The following is a 19,746-nucleotide window of genomic DNA, read 5'->3' as shown; positions in this document are numbered from 1 at the left end:
CGGCTCGAAAGACCGTGCCGCCTCCGGGGTTTCCGGGGGCGGTTCCCCCGCTCCCGACCAAGGGCCGCCGTGACCGACATTTCCCCTTCCGCCGCCCCCCCGGCTGCGCCGTCCCGCCGACGGCTGCGCCTTGCCTGGCTGGGCCTCGTTCCTTTCGCGCTGTTCGTCGGACTGTTCCTGATCGCGCCGACGATGAAGATCGTGATCGGCGCCTTTCAGCGTGCCGATGGCAGTTTCACCCTTGAAAACCTGATCGGGCTTTTCACCCCCTCGATCCTGTCAAGCTACTGGATTTCGATCAAGATTTCCGTGGCCTCGGCGGCGCTTGGGGCGCTGATCGGCTTTCTGATGGCCGCCGCGATGGTGCTGGGCGGGTTGCCGCGGGTGATCCGCGCGCCTTTGCTCACCTTTTCCGGCGTCGCCTCGAACTTCGCGGGCGTGCCGCTCGCCTTCGCCTTTCTGGCGACGCTCGGGCCGCTCGGGCTTGTCACCGTCTGGCTGCGCACCGAATTCGGCATCAACCTGCGCGCTTACGGCTTCAACATCCTGTCGTTCTGGGGCCTGACGATCACCTATATCTTCTTCCAGATCCCGCTGATGATCCTGATCATCACCCCCGCGCTCGACGGTCTGAAACGCGAATGGCGCGAGGCGGCGCAATCGCTTGGCGCAAGCGCGGTGCAATACTGGACCTCGGTGGCGCTGCCGATCCTGTTTCCGTCGCTGCTGGGCACCTTCGCGCTTTTGTTCGCCAATGCCTTCGGCGCCGTTGCCACCGCCATCGCGCTGACCGGATCAAGCCTGAACATCGTGCCGATCATGCTCTTTGCGCAGATCCGCGGTGATGTGCTCGGTAATCCGCATCTGGGCTATGCGATGGCCTTTGGCATGATCCTGATCACCGCTTTGGCCAATATCCTCTACATCTGGCTCAGGATGCGGTCGGAAAGGTGGCTGAAATGAGGACCGCCGCCGCCTGGGCCATCCTGCTGCTGGGCATGGCCTATTTCATCCTGCCGCTGGTGGGGCTGGTCGAATTCTCGCTGTCGATGAAACGCGGCGAATACAGTCTTGAGGCCTACCGCGTCGTCTTTGCCGATCCGCGCTTTCGCGAGACCTTTTCTTATTCCGTTCTGATGGCGGTGCTGACCATCGTCTTTGGCGTGCTTCTGGTGGTGCCGACGGCGTTCTGGGTGCGGCTCAAGTTGCCCGAATGGCGCCCGGTGATCGAATTCGTCACCCTGCTGCCGCTGGTCATTCCGGCCATCGTCATCGTTTTCGGCTATATCCGGCTTTACAACACCTCAAGCTGGCTGCCGCTGACCGGCACCACATCGGGCACCAACCTGCTGCTTTTGTTCGGCTATGCGACGCTGAGCCTGCCCTATATGTATCGCGCCGTCGATACCGGGCTGCGCACCATTGATGTCGCGACGCTGACCGAGGCGGCGCAGTCGCTGGGGGCGGGATGGGGCACGATCCTGGCGCGGGTGATCCTGCCCAATGTGCTCGTGTCAGTACTTTCGGGCGCCTTCGTCACCTTTGCCATCGTCATGGGCGAATTCACCCTTGCGGCGCTGCTCGATCGCCCGGCCTTCGGGCCCTATCTGCAACTGATGGGGGCCAACCGCGCCTATGAGCCTTTCGCGCTTGCCACCATCGCCTTCATCATCACCTGGGCCTGCATGGGGCTGATCCAGCTCGTCACCCGGTTCACCAAACACGACAAGGCCCCGCGATGAGCTATCTTGCGCTGACCCATCTGGAGAAAAGCTTCGGCACGCTGCGCGTGGTGAAGGACTTCAACCTGAGCGTCGAAAAGGGCGAATTCATCTCGCTTCTGGGCCCCTCGGGCTGCGGGAAAACCACGGTGCTGCGGATGGTGGCGGGGTTCGAGACGCCGACGACCGGCACGATCACCATTGCGGGCAAGGAGGTGACGGATCTGAAGCCGAACCAGCGCAATATCGGCATGGTGTTTCAGGCCTATGCGCTGTTTCCGAACCTGACCGTGGCGCAGAATGTCGGCTTCGGGCTCAAGGTCAAGGGCACGCCGAAGGTGCAGATCGCCAAACGGGTCGAGGAGATGCTGGCGCTGATCGGTCTGCCCGAGCTGGGCAACCGCTATCCGTTCCAGCTTTCGGGCGGCCAGCAGCAGCGCGTGGCGCTGGCCCGCGCGCTGGCGCCGAAACCCTCGGTGCTGCTGCTCGATGAGCCGCTGTCGGCGCTTGATGCCAAGGTGCGGGTTTCGCTTCGCAACGAGATCCGGGCGATCCAGCGCGAATTGGGCATCACCACGATCTTCGTGACGCATGACCAGGAAGAGGCGCTCTCGATGTCGGACCGGGTCGTGGTGATGCATGAAGGGATCGCCGATCAGGTCGGCACGCCCTTTGACATCTACAACCGCCCCGCCACCCGCTTTGTCGCGGGCTTCGTCGGCACGCTGAACACGCTTGACGTTCAGGTGCTGGACGCCGCGACCGGCCGGGTGCGGCTGGGCGCGACCGAGATCGACCTGGCGCGGCCGCTGCCCCCCGGCGCGGTGACGCTGGGCCTGCGCCCCGAGGCTGTGACGCTGGGGCAGGGCAACCACGATACGCAGCTGACCGCGACGATCCGCGAGGTGGATTTCCTCGGCTCGGTGATCCGGCTGCGCGCCGATCTGGCGGGCCAGCCGATCGCCTTCGACACCTTCAACAACAGCCACGCCGCGCCGCCGCAGGTGGGGACCGAGGTCACGCTCGGCCTCAATGCGGCTGATCTGCTGGTGATCGGCGCCTGAGGGCGGGGGCGCTGCCCCCGCACCCCCGGGATATTTGGGGCAAGATGAAAGGGCAGCCGGGTCCTGCTTTCATCTTGCCCGAAATATCCCGGGGGGTGAATTGGCCGCGAGGCCAAGAGGGGGGCAGCGCCCCCCCTTACTTTCGTCCCCGGAAGAACCGCGCGCGTTCGTAAAGTGCTTCCAGCCGCGCCATCCGCTCTGCGGTGCTTTGCCAGGTCAGATCCTGCACCGCCGCCATCAGCGTCTCGACCAGAAGCTGGATCGCCACCGTGCTGTCCCAAGCCGAGGGCACCTCGACCTGAACCGAGAACCGATAACGCGCATGCGCCGCCGCGGGGCTGATCCAGGGGTCGGTGATCAGCACCACCTCGGCCCCTTGTTCGGCTGCCATTTCAACCAGTTGCAGCACGTTGTTCTCATAGCGGCGGATGTCGAAGGCAAGCAGCACATCGCCCTTGCGCATCTCCAGCAGCGCCGGGGGCCAGGCGTTCGAGACCGGCAGCAGCAGCTCCACCTCTGGGCGGATCACCTTCATATGGGTGACGAAATATTCCGCCATGGCGAGCGTGATCCGGCCCCCCGTGGCAAAGACCTTGCGCGCGGGATCGGCCATCAGAGCCGCCGTGGCGTCGAAATCCTGCTGGTCGATCTGCGCCAGCGTCGCCTGCAGATTGCCCAGCACCGCATCGGCGAAACGATTGAGCACATGGGCCTTCGGCGCCTGTGCCGACCAGCGGTCGTGCTTGGCAAGCGGCCCTTCGAGCCGTGCCTCCAGCTCGTCGCGCACCGCCCCCTGCAGCCCCGGATAGCCGCCAAAGCCCATTTTCTGCGCCAGCCGCACCACCGTGGGCGAGCTGACCTGCGCCGCCCGCGCCAGCTGCGTGACCGAGCCCAGCAGCGCCACCGGATAATGCCGCAGCACATGGCCCGCCAATTGCCGTTCCGCGCGCGTCATCGTGTCGATCGCGCCGCGCAGCTCTTCTTCGATCGAGCGTCTTGCCGCCAAAACGGGCACCCCTCCTGCGGCAAAGCCTTCCGCGCCCGCCGAACAAATCGTGACAGAATTGCACCTTCTGAAAATATGTTGACAGCTTCTGGCGTCCGGTCAAGCCTGCAGGACAGGCGGTCGCAGAATCGCCGTCAAGATCAGGGAGCCAGGGTGAAAGAACCGACAAAAAGCGCGGTCGTCATCACGGGATGCGCGGTGGCGGGGCCGCGCGTCGCCGCTTGCGCGCAGATCCCGCGTGCCGCTGCCGCGCCAAGCTGTCCGTCCGCCGCAAGGGAGGCCGCCTGATGCCCCGCGTGCTTGTCGCCTATGTGCATTTCATTGACGGGCTGAACCGGCGCATCGGCCGGTTCGCGATGTATCTGCTTTACGCGATCATGGCGATCATGATCGTCTCGATGCTGACCAAGGCCGCGCATGTCCCGGCGCTCTGGACGCTCGAGATGGCGCAGTTCACGCTGGTCGCCTATTACATGCTGGGGGCACCCTGGGCGCTGCAGACCGACGTGAACGTGCGGATGGACCTGATCTACGGGCGCCTGTCGCACAGGGGGCGGGCGCTGACCGATGTCTTCACCGTCTTCTGCCTGATGTTCTATCTGGGCGTGATGCTTTATGGCGCCTTTGACAGCACCGTCTATTCCTTTGAAATGTCGGAACGAAATCCGACCGCCTGGCGCCCGGTGCTGTGGCCGGTCAAGTCGGTCATCACGCTTGCCTTCGGGCTGATGCTGCTGCAGGCGGTCGCGCTGCTGATCCGCGATCTGGCCACCCTGCGCGGAGTGAAACTGTGATGGATTACAACACCATTGCCGCGCTGATGTTCTCGACGATGCTTCTGATGATGCTGACCGGACAGCGCGTCTTTGGCGCCATCGGCATCGTCGCCGTGGTCGCGGCGCTGACGCTGTGGGGCGACGGCGGCGCCGACATGGGCTTTTCGGCGGTGATGAAGCTGATGAAATGGACGGCGCTGCTGACGCTGCCGATGTTCATTTTCATGGGCTATGTGATGAGCGAAACCCGGCTGGCCGAGGATCTTTACCGGATGTTTCACGTCTGGATGGGGCCGCTGCCGGGGGGGCTTGCCATCGGCACCGTGCTGTTGATGGTGCTGATTTCCGCGATGAACGGGCTTTCGGTCGCGGGGATGGCCATTGGCGCCACCATCGCGCTGCCCGAATTGCAGCGGCGCGGCTATGACAAGCTGATGATTTCCGGCGTGATTCAGGCGGGATCGAGCCTTGGCATCCTGATCCCGCCCTCGGTCGTGCTGGTGCTTTATGCGATGATCGCGCGCCAGCCGGTGTCGAACCTGTGGCTGGCCGGGATCATCCCGGGTCTGCTGATGGCGGCGCTGTTCATTCTTTACATCGTCCTGCGCACCTGGGCGAACCCGTCGCTGGCGCCGCGGATGTCGGCCGCGGAACGCGCCGCGATCACCCGCGCCGAAAGGTTCCGCCTGCTGCGGGCGGGGCTGCTGCCGGTCTTCATCTTCGTGGCGATGATGCTGCCCTTTCTCAACGGCTGGGCCAGCCTGACCGAGACCTCGGTGATCGGCGTGGCGGCAACCGTGCTGGTCGCCTGGGCCAAGGGCCGGATGAGCCGCCATGTGCTGGAAACCGCGACGAAACAGACGCTGCTGATCACCGTGATGTTCATGATGATCATCACCGCGGCACTGAGTTTCGGCGCGGTTTTTGACGGGCTGGGGGCCGGGCGCTCGATCCAGAGCTTTTTCACCAGGGATCTGGCGCTCGAACCCTGGCAGATCCTTGTGCTGATGCAGCTGAGCTTCCTGGTGATGGGGATGTTTCTGGACGATACCGCGATGCTGGTCATCGTCGCGCCGGTTTATGTCAGCCTTGCCAAGGCCTTGGGCTTCGATCTGATCTGGTATGGCGTGCTTTACACGATCACCTGCCAGATCGCCTATCTGACCCCGCCCTTTGGCTACAACCTGTTCCTGATGAAGGCGCTGGCGCCGCCCGACTATACGCTTCCGGTGATCTACCGCTCGGTCTGGCCCTTCGTTCTGGTGATGGTGCTGACGCTGGGGCTGATCATGGTGTTTCCGCAAATCGCGCTTTGGCTGCCGCAGGTGATGCTGGGGCGCTGAGTGAAGAACGACCCCGAAAACGGGGCAGCAACCGACAAGGAGAGAGAAATGACGACGACCAGACGGACGTTCCTCGCCACCGGCGCGGTGGGGGTTGCGGCGGGGCTTGCGACCCCGGCGCTGGCGCAATCGGCGCCGATCAAGTGGCGGTTGCAGACCTATGCGGGCACGGTGCTGGCCGAGGAGGTGGTGAAACCCGCCATCGACGCCTTCAACACCATTGCGAACGGCCAGATGGAGATCGAGCTTTACACCGCCGATCAGCTTGTGCCGACGGGCGAGCTCTTCCGCGCCATGCAGAACGGCACCATCGACGCGGTGCAGTCGGATGATGACAGCATGGCCAGCCCGACCGAGGTGACGGTCTTCGGCGGCTATTTCCCGCTGGCCTTGCGCTATTCGCTGGATGTGCCCGCGCTGTTCAACAGCTGGGGGCTCGATCAGATCTGGAAGGAGGAATACGCCAAGGTCGGCATCAGGCATATCTCGGCGGGGTCCTGGGACCCGTGCAACTTCAACATGAAGGAGCCGGTCAGATCGCTTGCCGACCTGTCGGGCAAGCGCGTCTTCACCTTCCCGACGGCGGGGCGGTTCCTCGCGCAATTCGGCGTCATTCCGGTCACGCTGCCCTGGGAAGATGTCGAAGTGGCGCTGCAGACCGGCGAGCTGGACGGTCTGGCCTGGTCGGGCATCACCGAGGATTACACCGCGGGCTGGTCGAAAGTGGCGCCCTATTTCCTGACCAACAACATCTCGGGCGCCTGGATCGGGCATTTCTTCGCCAATCTGGAGCGCTGGAACGCCCTGCCTGCGCATCTGCAACAGCTGCTGCAGACCTGTTTCGACCAGTCGCATTACCGCCGCCAGTGGTGGTACTGGGCGGGCGAGGCGAAGCTGCGCGTCGAGGGCGCCGACATGACGCTGACCTCGCTGCCGCCCGAGGATTACGCGAAGATCGAGGAAGCCGCGCAGAAGTTCTGGGACGAGATTGCCGCCGAAAGCCCGCTCAAGGCGAAGGTGGTCGGGATCATCCGCAAATACAACGACACGATGGTCAAGGCCGGCGTGCCCTATCGCTACTGATCGGTGGGGCCGGGGGCTGCCCCGGCCTTTCCCCGCCCGAGGAGGAGAGAAAGATGCCCGCCAACCTGACCTTTGCCGCGCTGAAGAAGGCCGTTGCCAGCGGCGAGATCGACACCGTCATCGCCTGTTTTTGCGACATGCAGGGTCGTTTGCAGGGCAAGCGCTTCCATGCCGCGCATTTCCTTGAAAGCGCGCATCAGGAGACGCATTGCTGCAATTATCTGCTGGCGACCGACATGGAGATGATCACCGTGCCGGGCTACAAGGCGTCCAGCTGGGCGCGCGGCTATGGCGATTATGTGATGAAGCCCGATCTGGCGAGCCTGCGCACCATCCCCTGGGCGCCGGGCACGGCGCTGGTGATGTGCGACCTGCTCGATCACCACAGCCACGAGCCGGTCGCCCATGCGCCGCGCACGGTGCTGAAACGGCAGATCGAGCGGGCGAAAGCCATGGGCTTTGACGTGATGATGGCGACCGAGCTGGAGTTTTTCCTGTTCGAGGAAAGCTTCCCGGCGCTGTTCGATGCGGGCTATCCGCTGCCGACGCCGATGGCACGCCACAATGTCGATTACAACCTGATGGGCACCGCGCGCGATGAAAAGATCATGCGCGACATCCGCAACAAGCTTTACGCCGCGGGCATTCCGGTCGAATGTTCGAAGGGCGAGGCCGAGGCCGGTCAGGAAGAGATCAACGCGCGATATTCCGACGTGCTCGACACTGCCGACATGCACAGCCTGATCAAGCTTGGGGTGAAGGAAATCGCGCAACAACACGGTGCCAGCGTGACCTTCATGGCGAAATACGATCACCGCAAGGCGGGGTCATCGAGCCACATCCACCAGTCGCTCTGGAAGGACGGCAAGAACGCCTTTCACGACCCCGCCGCCGAACATGGCATGAGCGCGCTGATGCGGCATTATCTGGCCGGGCAGCTGGCGTTTTCGCGCGAGATTTCGGTGTTCCTGGCGCCCTATGTCAACAGTTACAAGCGCTTCTGCGTTGGCATGTTCGCGCCGACAAAAGCGGTCTGGTCGCTTGACAACCGCACCGCGGGCTATCGCATCTGCGGCGAGAACACCAAATCCGTCCGCATCGAATGCCGCATCGGCGGCGCCGATCTGAACCCCTATCTGGCCTGCGCGGCGCTGCTGGCGGCGGGGTTGGAGGGGATCGAACAGATGCTTGACCCGGGCCAGCCGGTGAACGGCGATCTGTATCAGTCCGAGACCGCGCCCGCGGTGCCGCGCTCGCTGATCGAGGCGGCCGAGGCGCTGAAGGATTCCTCTTTCCTTGCGCGGGCGCTGGGGGCAGATGTGGTGGAACATTATTATCACGCCGCGCGCTGGGAGATCGAGGAAAGCCTGCGCGTCGTGACCGATTGGGAACGGCACCGCGGGTTTGAGCGGGCGTAACGGGTTCACCGGGGCGAGGGCGCCCCAAAGGAAGGTCGACATGACGAAGATGATCCAATGTATCTCGCCGGTGGATGGGCGGATCTATGCGGAGCGCCCGGCGCTGACGCTGGCCGAGGCCGAGGCGGTCGCCGCCCGCGCCCGGGCGGCACAGCCCGCCTGGGCGGCGCGGCCGCTTGAAGACCGCATCGCGCTGGTCAAGGCGGGGGTGGCGAAGCTCAACGAGATGAAAGACCGCGTGGTCGAGGAACTGGCCTGGCAGATGGGCCGCCCGACGCGCTTTGGCGGCGAATTCGGCGGCGTGAACGAGCGCACGAACTACATGGCCGGGATCGCCGAAAAGACCCTTGCGCCCACCGTGGTCGAAGACAGCGAGAAGTTCCGACGCATGCTGGCGCGCGAACCCGTCGGCGTCGTCTTCATCATCGCGCCGTGGAACTATCCCTACCTTACCACGATCAACACGCTGGTTCCGGCGCTGATCGCGGGCAACACGGTCGTTTTGAAACACGCCACGCAAACGATGCTGGTGGGCGAGCGTCTGGTCGAGGCCTTCACCGAGGCGGGCCTGCCCGAGGACGTGTTCCAGAACGTCTATCTGACCCATGACGTGACCGAGGAGCTGCTGCAAAACCGCGCCTTCAACTTCGTCAATTTCACCGGCTCGGTCGGCGGCGGCGCGGCGATCGAACGCGCGGCGGCGGGCACCTTTACCGGGCTGGGGTTGGAGCTGGGCGGCAAGGACCCGGGCTATGTGATGGAGGACGCCGATCTGGACGCGGCGGTGGACAGCCTGATGGACGGGGCGATGTTCAACGCCGGTCAGTGCTGCTGTGGCATCGAGCGGATCTATGTGCATGAAAGCCTGTATGATGCTTTCGTCGAAAAGGCGGTGGCCTGGGTCAAGGCGTTGAAACTGGGCAATCCTTTCGATCAGACGACGACGCTTGGCCCGATGGCGCACAAGCGCTTTGCCCATGTTGTGCGTGAACAGGTGGCCGAGGCCATCGCCGAGGGGGCGACGGCGCTGATTGATCCCGCGCTTTTCCCTGAAGACGACGGCGGCGCCTATCTGGCCCCGCAGATCCTGGTGAATGTGAACCACGAAATGCGGGTGATGCGCGAGGAAAGCTTCGGCCCCGTGGTCGGCATCATGGCCGTGGCCAATGACGAAGAAGCCATCGCCGCGATGAATGACAGCCCCTATGGGCTGACCTGCTCGCTCTGGACGCAGGATGTGGACCGCGCCGCCGCCATCGGCGCGCGGATCGAGACCGGCACCGTCTTCCTGAACCGCTGCGACTATCTGGACCCGGCCTTGTGCTGGACCGGCTGCAAGGACACCGGCCGCGGCGCGGCGCTGTCGGCGCTTGGCTATCATTCGGTCACGCGGCCGAAATCCTACCATCTGAAGAAGGTGACGAAATGAGCGTTCCGAACAGAAACTGGAACTACCCGACGCCGATCAAATTCGGCTGCGGCCGGATCTCGGAACTGGCCGATCACTGCAAGGCGGTGGGCATCCAAAAGCCGCTTCTGGTCACCGACAAGGCGCTGGCCAGCCTGCCGATCACGAGCCAAGCGCTTGAGATCATGGACAAGGGCGGGCTGGGCCGGGCCTGTTTCTCGGAGGTCGATCCGAACCCGAACGAGGGCAATATGGCCGCGGGCATCGCCGTCTACAAGGCGGGCGGCCATGACGGGGTGATCTGTTTCGGCGGCGGCTCGGCGCTGGATCTGGGCAAGATGATCGCGCTGATGGCCGATCAGCGCGAGGGTCTGAGCGTCTGGGATCTGGAGGATGTGGACGACTGGTATACCCGGGCGGATGCGACGAAAATCGCCCCCGTCGTCGCCGTGCCGACGACGGCGGGGACGGGGTCCGAAGTGGGGCGTGCCGGGGTGCTGACGAATTCGCTCACCCATAAGAAGAAGATCATCTTCCATCCGAAGCTGATGCCCGCGGTCACGATCTGTGATCCGGAGCTGACGGTGGGCATGCCCGCCTTCATCACCGCAGGCACCGGCATGGATGCGCTGGCCCATTGTCTTGAGGCCTATTGCAGCCCCTTCTATCACCCGATGTCGCAGGGCATTGCGCTGGAGGGGATGCGGCTGGTGTTCGAAAACCTGCCCAGGGTCTACAAGGACCCGCAGGATATCGAGGCCCGCGCCCATATGATGTCGGCCGCCGCGATGGGGGCGGTGGCCTTCCAGAAAGGCCTTGGCGCGATCCATGCGCTGAGCCACCCGGTCGGCGCGGTCTATGGCACCCATCACGGCACGACGAATGCCTGCGTGATGCCGATGGTGCTCGATTTCAACCGCGCCGCCATCGCGGAGCGGATCGAGAAAGCCGCCGCCTATATCGGTATCCCGGGCGGCTTTGACGGCTTCCGCGCCGCGGTCGTGGCGCTGAATGCCAGCCTCAAGATCCCCGAAACGCTGACGAAAATGGGCGTCAAATCCGAGGATCTGGAGATGCTGACCGAGATGGCGCTGGAAGATCCCTCCTGCGGTGGCAACCCCGTCGCGATGACGCGCGAAAACACCCGCGCGCTGTTCGACGCCTGCCTGTGAGCGTTGGTCCGGCGGTTTGGCGCCGCCGGACCCCCAGCCTTTGCGGCATCCCCCACAGGTTGCGGCTTTCCTGCCATTCCCCCACATTCCTGCCACAATCGGTGCGTTTCGCTCTCGTCTGGAGGCGGAAACCGGGTATAACGGGGAAAAGATTTGGGAGATCCTCGTGCAGATTGCGATTGCGCCCCTGCCGCAACCGGGAAAATCCGGTCTTGGCCGCTGGCTTTCGGCCACCAGCCTTGTCGTTCTTGCCGCGACCCTTGGCGCGGCGCCTGCGCTGGCCGATCCGCTGCTCGGCAAAACGCGCAACACCTTCGGGATGCCCGGCGTGCTCGACATGCCCTCGGCCGAGATGTTTCCCGATGGCGAACTTGCGGTGGGTGTGACGGCCCTGGACGACGGCACCACCCGGGGCACGCTGACCTTCCAGATCGCGCCGCATCTGGTCGGTGCCTTCCGCTATTCGCGCGCGCCCGGGCTGATGCCGCTTGACGACGGTTCGGGATACGAGGCGCTTTACGATCGCTCGTTCGATATCCGCTGGCAGATGCTGGAGGAGGGGCGGTGGCGCCCCGCCGTCGCGGTCGGTCTGAACGATTTCGTCGGCACCGGCGTCTATTCCTCGGAATATATCGTCGCCACGAAAAGCATCGGGGATCGTCTGCGGGTGACCGGTGGTCTGGGCTGGGGCCGTCTTGGCTCGAAAGGATCGATCGGCAGCTTCGGGACGCGCCCGGACTATGATTACAGCTCGAACGGTGGCCAGTTCAACGGCAAGTTCTGGTTCAGGGGCGATGTCGCGCCCTTCTTCGGCCTGTCCTATGCGATGACCGACCGGTTGACGCTGAAGGCCGAATATTCCTCGGACGCCTATGTGCAGGAAACCAAGCTTGGCGACTGGGACCAGAAAAGCGCGCTCAATATCGGCGCCGATTACCAGCTGGGAGCCTTTACCCACCTGCAGCTCTTCTACATGCATGGCGACAAGTTCGGCTTCCAGATCACCCGCGCGATCAACCCGCAGGAGCCGCCCTTTGCCTCGGGCATCGAGCGGGCGCCCCTGCCGGTGCAGCCGCGCCCGCCCGTCACCGCCGACCGGCTGGGCTGGTCGGGCGAATGGAGCAAGGACCCGACCGCGCAGCCCGCGATTCAGGGCGCGCTGGCGCAGTCCTTGGAGAAGGACGGGCAAGTTCTTGAATCGATGTCGCTTTCCGCGACGCGGGCCGAGCTGCGCATCCGCAACATGACCTATGGCGCGCAGCCGCAGGCGATCGGCCATGCCGCCCGCGCCGCCACCCGCGCCCTGCCGCCCTCGGTCGAGACGATCACCATCACCTCGGTCGAACGCGGTCTGGCGATTTCCTCGGTCACCTTCCATCGCCGCGATCTGGAGCGGCTGGAAAACACCCGTGCGCTCGATATCCTGCCGGTGACGACGATCACCGCGGCGGACGCGCATGATCCGGCGCAGGTGCGCACCGCCGATCTTTATCCGCGCTTCCGCTGGGGCCTGACGCCCTATGCCGAGGCCTCGATCTTCGACCCCGACAATCCGCTGCGGGCCGATTTCGGCGCCCAGCTGTCGGCGAAATACGAGCTGGCCCCGGGGCTGGTGATGTCGGGTCTGGTCCGGCAGAAGGTGGTGGGCAATCTCGACAATTCCACCCGGGTCTCGGATTCGGTGGTGCAGCATGTGCGCTCGGATCTGGTCGAGTATCAGCGCGAGGGCGATCTGGCGCTGCAATATCTGACGCTCAGCCATTACGGCCAGCCGATGCCCGATGTCTTCTCGCGCGTGACGGTGGGCTATCTGGAACGGATGTATGGCGGGGTTTCCGGCGAGGTGCTGTGGAAACCCGTGGACAGCCGTCTGGCGCTGGGGATCGAGGCGAACTGGGTGAAACAGCGCGATTTCGACCAGCATTTCGGCTTTCAGGACTATGACACCGCCACCGGCCATGTCTCGGCCTATTACGATTTCGGCCGCGGCTATGTCGGCGAGGTGCATCTGGGCCGCTATCTGGCGCAGGACTGGGGCGGCACGATCGAGCTTGACCGCCAGTTCGAGAATGGCTGGAAGGTCGGCGCCTTCGCGACGATCACCGACATGTCTTCGGAGGATTATGGCGAGGGCTCGTTCGACAAGGGCATCCGCCTGACGATCCCGGTGGCCTGGAGCACCGGCAAGCCCTCGGTCAACACGCTGAAGACGACGATCCGTCCGTTGCAGCGGGACGGCGGCGCGCGGCTGGATATCGACGGACGGCTGTTCGACACCGTCCACGGCGCGCAGACCGGCTCGCTTTACAACGAATGGGGGAGATTCTGGCGATGACGAACATGCGTCGGGCCGCGCTGGCCGCGCTGGCGCTTGTTGCCGGGCTTGCGGCTTGCGGCACGGATCAGAGCCGGCTGGAAACCGGGCGCGAGGCGACGGCCGAGGTCAAGGCGATGCTGCGCGGGCTGTTCCATCGCGGACCGAAGGGCGCCGCCCCCGATCCGCAGCAGATCGCGCGCGAGGCGCTGGCGGCCAATCCGGGGCCGCTGATGCTGGTCTCGCTCGAGGCGACGAAATCCACCTCGGTCTTCGGGCTGCGCGGCGAGAACAACGGCATGCGGACCTGGTTCTCGCCCTCGGGGCAGGGGGTGATCACCCGTGGCGGCATCCTGGCGGGCACGCGCGGCTTTGGCAACGATCTGATGTCGTCGGATATCGGGCCGCTGATCGGCGCGGTGCAGGGGCGGCGCACGACGCAGGTGAAGATCGAGCTGCGCTATCTGGACGGGCTGGGCAGGGAGCGGCCTTTGCCGCTGGACTGCCGGACCGGCACCGCCGCGCCCACCGGCTATGAGTTTGCCGGGATGCGGTTCGAGGGGACGCCGGTGGCCGTGCATTGCGAGGGCTATGGCTTCGCCTTCGACAACAGCTATATCGTCTCGGCGGCGGGGACGGTGCTGTCCTCGCGGCAATGGATCGGGCCGCGACTGGGCTATCTGACCCTGCAGTCCCTGCGCGACTGACACTTTGGCGATCGACATGCAAAGGGGCGCTCTGCGGGGCGCCCCTTTTGCATCTGATCTGCCGGGTCGTGGCGATGATCTGGCGCAAAGAAGAAGGCCGGAAAGCTTGCGCTTTCCGGCCTGTCAGGCGAGCCTGATTGGTCGAAATCAGTTCGACGAGGCAGCCACGGCGACGCCGACGAGCAGCAGCGCCGGGATCAGGATGCCGGCGTTCGACGACGAGGTTTGGGCGACGACCGGGGTCGCTTCGACGACCGGAGCGGTGTAGCCGCCGGCGAAAGCGGTCGAAGCCGAGAGGCCGAGGGCCAGGGCGATGGTAGCGATCTTTTTCATGTCAATCTCCGTCATTGCTGTAGAGAGCCGCCAAGCCCGGCAGCATCATGGCGAGAAAAGCATATGAGCCGATAAATGCAAAGGGGAATTCTGGGACGGTTCCATAAGGGTTCCATAAAGTGTTGCACTTTCGCACCCCCCTGTGGATGATTTCATGCTGCGGGGCAGCATTGCATCCGCAGCGACCTGCGAAGGGGGCAAAAAGGCGCCGTTTTCCGGCCAGATGCAAACATTCGCCGCGGCCCGGCACGGTGCGGATTGACTTCGCGGCGCCGGGCAACGAATTTTGTCGGGCCACGACGAAAGGAATTGAGATGAAGATTGCGATGATCGGCACGGGCTATGTCGGTTTGGTTTCCGGGGTCTGCTTTTCCGATTTCGGGCATGACGTGGTCTGCGTCGACAAGGACCCGGCCAAGATCGAGCGGTTGCTGCGCGGCGAGGTGCCGATCTATGAACCCGGCCTGGACGCGCTGATGGCGAAGAACGTGGCGGCGGGGCGGCTGTCCTTCACCGGCGATCTGGCGGCGGCGGTCGATGGCGCGGCGGCGGTCTTCATCGCGGTGGGCACGCCGACGCGGCGCGGCGATGGCCATGCCGATTTGAGCTATGTCATGGCCGCAGCCGAGGAGATCGCCGCCGCGCTGACCGGCTATGCCGTCGTGGTGACGAAATCGACCGTGCCGGTGGGCACCAATCGCGCGGTGAAGCAGGTGATCCGCAAGGCCCGCCCGGATGCGGATTTCGATGTTGCCTCGAACCCGGAATTCCTGCGCGAGGGCGCGGCGATCGACGATTTCATGCGCCCCGACCGGGTGGTGGTCGGTGTCTCCTCGGAGCGCGCGCGCGAGGTGATGGGCGAGATTTACCGGCCGCTCTTCCTGCGCGAATTCCCGGTGCTTTACACCGATCTTGAGACCGCCGAGATGATCAAATACGCCGCCAATGCCTTCCTGGCGACGAAGATCACCTTCATCAACGAGATCGCGCGGCTGTGCGAAAAGGTCGGCGCCGATGTGAAGGAAGTGGCGCGCGGCATGGGGCTGGATGGCCGGATCGGCAACAAGTTCCTGCATGCCGGGCCGGGCTATGGCGGCTCGTGTTTCCCCAAGGATACCCAGGCCTTGGCGCGGATGGGGCAGGATCATGCCGTGCCGATGCAGATCACCGAGACGGTGATCAAGGTCAATGACGAGGTGAAACGGCGGATGATCGACAAGATCGTCGATCTTTGCGATGGCTCGGTGAATGGCAAAACCATTACCGTTCTGGGGGTTGCCTTCAAACCGAACACCGATGACATGCGCGATGCGCCGTCTTTGACCATCGTGCCCGCGCTGATCGGGGCGGGGGCGAAGGTGCGCGCCGTCGATCCGCAGGGCATGCGCGAGGCGCAGCATCTGTTGCCCGGTGTCAGCTGGATGGACGATGCCTACAAGGCGGTGCAGAAATCCGATTGCGTCGTGCTTCTGACCGAGTGGAACGAGTTCCGCGCCCTCGATCTGAAGAAACTGGCAAAGAAGATGACGACGCCGCGGATGGCCGATCTGCGCAACATCTATTCCGCGCGGGATGCGAAAAAGGCGGGCTTCGAGGGCTATGTCAGCGTCGGCCGCTAGGGCAGGGGGCTAGCGCTTCTTTGGCCGCTTCACCCCGCCGCGCTGCCCCGGCCGCCCGGCGGTGGAGCGGCCCTTGGCCTGGGTCGCGGCTTCGACCGCCTCCTCGACCGCCGATTGCCGCGCCAGCGGATCATCCGAGACCGCAAGCTCGACCGCCTCAAGCCGCTTCACCTCGTCGCGCAGCCGGGCCGCCTCCTCGAATTCGAGGTTCTCGGCCGCCTTGCGCATCTTCGCGCGCAAAGCCTCCAGATGCGCCGCCAGGTTCGAACCGATCTGCGGCGCCTCGACCTTGGCGGTGACGCGCGCCATGTCGGTATCGCCAGCCCAAAGCCCGGCCAGGACATCCTCGACATTCTTGCGCACGGTCTGCGGCGTGATCCCGTGTTCGAGGTTGTAGGCGATCTGCTTTTCGCGCCGCCGGTTGGTCTCGTTCAGCGCCCGTTGCATCGAGCCGGTGATGCGGTCGGCATACATGATCACCCGGCCATCGGCGTTGCGCGCCGCCCGCCCGATCGTCTGGATCAGCGAGGTTTCCGAGCGCAGGAACCCCTCCTTGTCGGCATCGAGAATCGCCACCAGCCCGCATTCGGGAATATCGAGCCCCTCGCGCAGAAGGTTGATGCCGATCAGCACGTCAAAGGCGCCCAGCCGCAGATCGCGCAGGATCTCGATGCGCTCGATCGTGTCGATGTCGGAATGCATGTAGCGCACCCGGATGCCCTGTTCGTGCAGATATTCGGTCAGATCCTCGGCCATGCGCTTGGTCAGCGTGGTCACCAGAACGCGCAGCCCCCGCGCCGCGACCTTGCGGATTTCGTCCAGCAGATCATCCACTTGCGTCTCGACCGGGCGGATTTCCACCTCCGGGTCCAAAAGCCCCGTCGGCCGGATCACCTGTTCGGTGAAGACGCCGCCGGTCTGTTCCAGCTCCCAGGGCGCAGGCGTGGCCGAGACGAAGACCGATTGCGGCCGCATCGCATCCCATTCCTCGAATTTCAGCGGCCGGTTGTCCATGCAGGAGGGCAGCCGGAAGCCATGTTCGGCCAGCGTGAACTTGCGCCGGTAGTCGCCGCGATACATGCCGCCGATCTGCGGCACGGTGACGTGGCTTTCATCGGCAAAGACGATGGCGGTGTCGGGGATGAATTCGAACAGCGTCGGCGGCGGCTCGCCCGGGGCGCGGCCGGTCAGATAGCGCGAGTAATTCTCGATGCCGTTGCAGACGCCGGTCGCCTCGAGCATTTCCAGATCGAAGTTGGTGCGCTGTTCCAGCCGCTGCGCCTCAAGCAGCTTGCCCTCGTCATGGAGCTGCTTGAGCCGCTGTGCCAGCTCGATCCGGATCGATTTCGTCGCCTGCTGCAGGGTGGGGCGGGGGGTGACGTAGTGGCTGTTCGCATAGATGCGGATCTGCTGGAAACTGTCGGTCCTGGCGCCGGTGAGCGGGTCGAATTCGATGATCGCCTCCAGCTCCTCGCCGAAGAAGGAAAACCGCCAGGCGCGGTCCTCAAGGTGGGCGGGCCAGAGATCGACGGTGTCGCCCTTGACCCGGAACGAACCGCGCTGAAAGGCGGCATCGAGGCGCTTGTATTGCTGCGCCACCAGATCGGCGAGGAACTTGCGGCTCTCGTACAGGCCGCCGACGCTCAGATCCTGGGTCATCGCCGAATAGGTCTCGACCGAGCCGATGCCATAGATGCAGCTGACCGAGGCGACGATGATCACGTCGTCGCGTTCCAGAAGCGCCCGGGTGGCCGAGTGGCGCATCCGGTCGATCTGTTCGTTGATCATCGATTCCTTCTCGATATAGGTGTCGGTGCGGGCGACATAGGCCTCGGGCTGGTAGTAATCGTAATAGGACACGAAATACTCGACCGCGTTGTCGGGAAAGAAGCCCTTGAATTCGCCGTATAATTGCGCGGCCAGGGTCTTGTTGGGGGCAAGGATGATTGCCGGGCGCTGCGTCGCCTCAATCACCTTGGCCATCGTATAGGTCTTGCCGGTGCCGGTGGCGCCCAAAAGCACCTGATCGCGCTCGCCCGCCAGCACGGCTTTCGAGATCTCCGCAATCGCCGTCGGCTGGTCGCCCGCGGGGGAAAATTCGCTCTTCATCACGAATCGCTTGCCGCCCTCAAGCTTCGGACGGGTCAGAACCTCGGGGCGCGGGGTGGGGCGGTCGGTGTTGTTGTGGGGCATGGGGCCTCCTTGATCCGCCCCAATGTCGGTCCCTTTTCGTTCTCTTTCAAGGGATTGCTGCAGATGTTAAGCGAAGGTTAAGGGGGAGGCGCATTTTTCTGATGGAAAACATGACCTTATGGATAGTTTGTGCTTGCTTTTGTGCGCGGAAGTTCTCATATTGTTCAGGCAAGCAGCGATTAGCTACCGGCCGGGGCACCACCCCCACCCCTCGCTCCCCAAGCCCGGCCGGTAGCACCCTTTCCCAGATCGGAACGCCGCGTCGGATCGGGCACACGTACTGCACACCATTGTATGCAGAGCTTGAATTTTTCCGCGGATCGGCCTAGGTCTTGGCAAGACAAAGGGGGATCCCATGCGCGCACGCATCTACCAACCGGCCCGCAACGCCATGCAATCCGGTCAGGCGAAAACGAAGCTCTGGTATCTCGATTTCCTGCAGGCGGATGCCCGCAATCTGGACCCGCTGATGGGCTGGACGGGGACCGACGACACCCAGTCGCAGGTGCGTCTGAAGTTCGACAGCCGCGCGGCGGCGGAGGCTTTCGCCAAGGCGCAGGGGCTGGATTACACGGTGACCGAGGGGCACAAGCGCAAGGTCAACATCCGTCCGATGGGCTACGGCGAGAATTTCGCGACGAACCGGCGGGCGAACTGGACCCATTGAGGGGGTAGAACAGACCCGCTTTCTCACCTTATGGGCTCGAGTTTCCACCGGAATCTACATATGGGGCGCCTGATCGGCGCCCTTTTCATATCTTGATTTCCGTATTGCGCACCCGGCTCCCTATTCCGGCGAGGTTCTCGTTGACGGTCGCCCTGCTGTTCTGACGCGGGCGCAGCCGGCGGGGCAGACCCAACCGCAGCTTGGGGGGGGAACATGTCTCAAGCGTCGAGGCTGGGGATCGTCTGCTGGGGTATGCCCGGATGACGGTCGATATGGCCAAGGGCCCCTTGCCGAGCAAGGAGCGTGCGCACGAGATCGCGTTGCAATTTCTGCAAAGTCATGCGCCCGATTTGCGCGCGGCCCATCAGCTCCACTGGATCGCCCCCCATGAAGAAACGATCACCCTTGACGGGCAACGGCTGGTCCTGACCGGCATGAAGGTCAAGATGCGCAGCACAGCGCCCGACAAGCTGTGGTTTTGGGTGATTGTCGGCCCCGGCGAAGAGGTCATGGTCTTTGAGCGTGACATCTTCTGGATTTCCCTGCCCGGGCGGCGGCGCACCGAAAAATGGCTGCACGACGCCTGGCTGGCGGATCATGGTGGCGCGCAGGTCTTCCAGTAATCGATCCCCTTCTGCAGGCCCGCCACCTTGCGGGCCTGCTTGGCGCATGTTGTCCGCTGTAGATGGGAAAACGGTTTCGTCGGTCTAATTCTAATGCTCCGACGACTTGCCCTGCGGGGAGACGCGATGACAAAGTCTCAGGACGTCATCGGCCGAGCCCGGCTTCCGCAGAGTGCGGCGAGGCGGCGTCGCTGGTTCCTCGGCCGGTCAGGGCGGATTTCGGCGGGCGATTGACTCTTGGTTAACCTCGATCCGCGAAGCTGGAGAGGCCATCGATTGGGGAATCGCCATGCAACTGT

At 64.2% G+C, this 19,746-nt stretch carries 19 protein-coding genes (1 of these 19 running past the window's edge); 15 read left to right on the top strand and 4 right to left on the bottom strand.

The window, feature by feature from the left end:
- Positions 1–78 precede the first annotated feature (78 nt).
- From AC4PTB_RS10800 to AC4PTB_RS10790, 3 genes are read left to right on the top strand one after another with little or no spacing between them, the layout of a single operon-like run.
- A complete protein-coding gene (locus AC4PTB_RS10800) occupies positions 79–963 on the top strand; it encodes an ABC transporter permease (protein ID WP_492192629.1) in 885 nt (294 codons plus the stop codon).
- A complete protein-coding gene (locus AC4PTB_RS10795; protein WP_492189956.1) occupies positions 960–1,742 on the top strand; it encodes an ABC transporter permease in 783 nt (260 codons plus the stop codon). Before AC4PTB_RS10800 ends, AC4PTB_RS10795 begins: the two co-directional genes overlap by 4 nt.
- Entirely contained in the window at positions 1,739–2,785 is a 1,047-nt protein-coding gene (locus tag AC4PTB_RS10790; RefSeq protein WP_492189955.1) for an ABC transporter ATP-binding protein, read from the top strand. The genes AC4PTB_RS10795 and AC4PTB_RS10790 overlap by 4 nt, the downstream gene beginning before the upstream one ends.
- A gap of 136 nt (positions 2,786–2,921) precedes the next feature.
- On the opposite strand, the gene AC4PTB_RS10785 is transcribed toward AC4PTB_RS10790, so the two are convergent.
- Complete coding sequence (locus AC4PTB_RS10785) at positions 2,922–3,740, bottom strand: MurR/RpiR family transcriptional regulator (protein WP_492192628.1); 819 nt, start codon at positions 3,738–3,740, stop codon at positions 2,922–2,924.
- A gap of 338 nt (positions 3,741–4,078) precedes the next feature.
- Here AC4PTB_RS10785 and AC4PTB_RS10780 point away from each other — a divergent pair, with 338 nt between their 5' ends.
- The 8 genes from AC4PTB_RS10780 to AC4PTB_RS10745 all read left to right on the top strand — a co-directional run bounded on the left by AC4PTB_RS10780 (position 4,079) and on the right by AC4PTB_RS10745 (position 14,012).
- Complete coding sequence (locus tag AC4PTB_RS10780; RefSeq protein ID WP_492189954.1) at positions 4,079–4,585, top strand: TRAP transporter small permease subunit; 507 nt, start codon at positions 4,079–4,081, stop codon at positions 4,583–4,585.
- Positions 4,585–5,910 (top strand): TRAP transporter large permease, encoded by a 1,326-nt coding sequence (locus AC4PTB_RS10775; RefSeq protein ID WP_492189953.1) that lies wholly within the window; start codon positions 4,585–4,587, stop codon positions 5,908–5,910. The genes AC4PTB_RS10780 and AC4PTB_RS10775 overlap by 1 nt, the downstream gene beginning before the upstream one ends.
- A 48-nt stretch (positions 5,911–5,958) precedes the next feature.
- Positions 5,959–6,993 (top strand): TRAP transporter substrate-binding protein, encoded by a 1,035-nt coding sequence (locus tag AC4PTB_RS10770; RefSeq protein ID WP_492189952.1) that lies wholly within the window; start codon positions 5,959–5,961, stop codon positions 6,991–6,993.
- A gap of 53 nt (positions 6,994–7,046) precedes the next feature.
- Positions 7,047–8,411, top strand: a complete 1,365-nt coding sequence (locus tag AC4PTB_RS10765) for a glutamine synthetase family protein (protein WP_492189951.1) — start codon at positions 7,047–7,049, stop codon at positions 8,409–8,411.
- A gap of 40 nt (positions 8,412–8,451) precedes the next feature.
- Complete coding sequence (locus AC4PTB_RS10760) at positions 8,452–9,840, top strand: aldehyde dehydrogenase family protein (protein ID WP_492189950.1); 1,389 nt, start codon at positions 8,452–8,454, stop codon at positions 9,838–9,840.
- Positions 9,837–10,991: an iron-containing alcohol dehydrogenase gene (locus AC4PTB_RS10755; RefSeq protein ID WP_492189949.1), complete on the top strand. Its 1,155-nt coding sequence runs from the start codon at positions 9,837–9,839 to the stop codon at positions 10,989–10,991. The genes AC4PTB_RS10760 and AC4PTB_RS10755 overlap by 4 nt, the downstream gene beginning before the upstream one ends.
- Positions 10,992–11,157: 166 nt before the next feature.
- Entirely contained in the window at positions 11,158–13,326 is a 2,169-nt protein-coding gene (locus tag AC4PTB_RS10750; protein WP_492189948.1) for a YjbH domain-containing protein, read from the top strand.
- Complete coding sequence (locus AC4PTB_RS10745) at positions 13,323–14,012, top strand: YjbF family lipoprotein (protein ID WP_492189947.1); 690 nt, start codon at positions 13,323–13,325, stop codon at positions 14,010–14,012. The genes AC4PTB_RS10750 and AC4PTB_RS10745 overlap by 4 nt, the downstream gene beginning before the upstream one ends.
- A 147-nt stretch (positions 14,013–14,159) precedes the next feature.
- Here the strand turns inward: AC4PTB_RS10745 and AC4PTB_RS10740 are convergent, their stop codons facing one another.
- Both AC4PTB_RS10740 and AC4PTB_RS10735 read right to left on the bottom strand, forming a co-directional pair.
- Positions 14,160–14,345, bottom strand: coding sequence for a hypothetical protein (locus tag AC4PTB_RS10740; protein WP_492189946.1), 186 nt, complete (start codon positions 14,343–14,345; stop codon positions 14,160–14,162).
- 1 nt (position 14,346) lies between these two features.
- A complete protein-coding gene (locus AC4PTB_RS10735; RefSeq protein WP_492189945.1) occupies positions 14,347–14,682 on the bottom strand; it encodes a hypothetical protein in 336 nt (111 codons plus the stop codon).
- On the opposite strand from AC4PTB_RS10735, the gene AC4PTB_RS10730 reads away from it, so the two are divergent.
- Entirely contained in the window at positions 14,660–15,964 is a 1,305-nt protein-coding gene (locus AC4PTB_RS10730; protein WP_492189944.1) for a UDP-glucose dehydrogenase family protein, read from the top strand. The two genes, AC4PTB_RS10735 and AC4PTB_RS10730, sit on opposite strands and share 23 nt — an antisense overlap.
- Positions 15,965–15,973: 9 nt before the next feature.
- Here AC4PTB_RS10730 and uvrB read toward each other — a convergent pair whose 3' ends face one another.
- Positions 15,974–18,157: an excinuclease ABC subunit UvrB gene (gene uvrB, locus AC4PTB_RS10725; protein ID WP_492189943.1), complete on the bottom strand. Its 2,184-nt coding sequence runs from the start codon at positions 18,155–18,157 to the stop codon at positions 15,974–15,976.
- 355 nt (positions 18,158–18,512) lie between these two features.
- Here uvrB and AC4PTB_RS10720 point away from each other — a divergent pair, with 355 nt between their 5' ends.
- The 3 genes from AC4PTB_RS10720 to AC4PTB_RS10710 form a co-directional block, all read left to right on the top strand.
- On the top strand, positions 18,513–18,824 hold the full coding sequence (locus tag AC4PTB_RS10720; protein WP_492189942.1) for an ETC complex I subunit: 312 nt from the start codon (positions 18,513–18,515) through the stop codon (positions 18,822–18,824).
- A gap of 272 nt (positions 18,825–19,096) precedes the next feature.
- Positions 19,097–19,447, top strand: coding sequence for a hypothetical protein (locus AC4PTB_RS10715; protein ID WP_492189941.1), 351 nt, complete (start codon positions 19,097–19,099; stop codon positions 19,445–19,447).
- Between the two features lie 289 nt (positions 19,448–19,736).
- Positions 19,737–19,746, top strand: partial view of a hypothetical protein gene (locus tag AC4PTB_RS10710; protein ID WP_136905713.1) — the 5' end (the start) only. 179 nt of this gene lie beyond the right edge of the window; only the first 10 of its 189 coding nucleotides appear in the window; it begins with the start codon at positions 19,737–19,739; the stop codon falls past the right edge of the window.

The organism is Rhodobacter sp. 4.3.4, assembly GCF_058724655.1.
This window is presented reverse-complemented; position numbering and strand designations above follow the sequence as displayed.